This is a genomic window from Streptococcus suis, assembly GCF_002960625.1.
Lineage (GTDB): Bacteria > Bacillota > Bacilli > Lactobacillales > Streptococcaceae > Streptococcus > Streptococcus suis_T.
This window is the reverse complement of sequence record NZ_POJH01000026.1, coordinates 1-1346: the sequence shown is the minus strand read 5'-3', so window position 1 is coordinate 1346 and position 1346 is coordinate 1. Positions and strand designations below refer to the sequence as shown.

Here is a 1346-nt window from a genome sequence, read left to right as displayed (position 1 = left end):
GTGATAGTTTCTGGCTTAACATCTGTTGTGTCATATGGAGTACCTGTTGAAGTTTCTGGTGTGTCTGTAACAGGTGCTTGGAGAACAGTTCCGTCAGTCGTTACATAGTGAACAACAACTGAACCTTTTACTTCTTGGTAAACATAGGTTACTTCTTTGGTCACGCCTGCCTCAACAGTACCTGTTGGAGCGTCGCCTGATGCCAAGTTGCTGTCTGCTGCTACTGTACCAACTGGGTAGTCACCTGCTGGAACAAGTTTGTATGTCTTACCGTCTGTAGCAGTGATGGTATCTGGACGGTTGTCCGCTACTGTATCGTAGTTAGAACCTGGTTTACCGTTTTCAACATCCAAGACATCTGCCTTGATTTCATTTCCGTTTACGTCTACATAGTTGACATTGACAGAACCTGCTTTTTCATAGACATACTGAACAGTTGTTGTTGTTTCTGCTACTTTACCAGTTGTTGGTGCAGAAGTGTCTTTCACTTCTTTGTAGTAGTAAACAGTGCCATCTTCAGCAGTAATCGTCTCTGGACGGTTATCTTCGTCTGTGTTGTAGACTGTACCAACTGATGCGTCATTTGTATCTGTCACAGTCTTCGCAATGACATTACCTTCTGTATCGTAGTACTCAACAACAACGTCAGATTTCACTTCTTGGTAAACATAAGTGACTTCTTTGGTTACGCCTGCTTCAACAGTACCTGTTGGAGTTGCGCCTGATGCCAAGTTGCTGTCTGCTGCTACTGTACCGACTGGGTAGTCACCTGCTGGAACAAGAGCGTAGACTTTACCGTCTGCTGTTGTGATCGTAGCTGGTTTTTCAGTACCTTCAGCTGTATTGTAGTCTGAACCTGGTTTGCCGTCTGTAGTGTCAGCAACTGGTGCTTTCAATTCAGTACCATTTACGTCAACATACTTGATAACAACGTCACCAGCTTTTTCGTAGACGTAAGTTACTTCTGTAGTGCCTTCTACGACTGTGCCAGTTTCTTTGGCTGCATCTTCAGGTTTGATTTCTTTATAGTAGTAAACATCGCCAGTAGCATCTTCAACGATTTTCTCTGGAACTTGGTCTTTTGTTGAGTAGTCAGTACCTACAAGAGCATCATTTGTGTCTACAACAGGAGTTGCGATGACTTTGCCGTCTGTGTTTACATAGTTAACGACAACATCTCCGTACTTAGGATTTGGAGTGTAGTAAACAACTTCGTTGATGTCCGCATCTGTTGCAGCTACTGTCTTAGGAATAACTGTTTCAGACATTGGCGCATCTACACCCTCAAGGGTTGTACGAGTTGCTGTGTAGTCTGTGATAGCTGGAATTTGGTTTCCGCTAAGTGT

At 43.7% G+C, this 1346-nt stretch carries 1 protein-coding gene; it reads right to left on the bottom strand.

Going from position 1 to position 1346, the window contains the following annotated elements; translation table 11 throughout:
* Positions 1 to 1346 (bottom strand): MucBP domain-containing protein (locus C1G49_RS04595; protein ID WP_193433993.1); only part of this gene is annotated, 1346 nt, incomplete at both ends.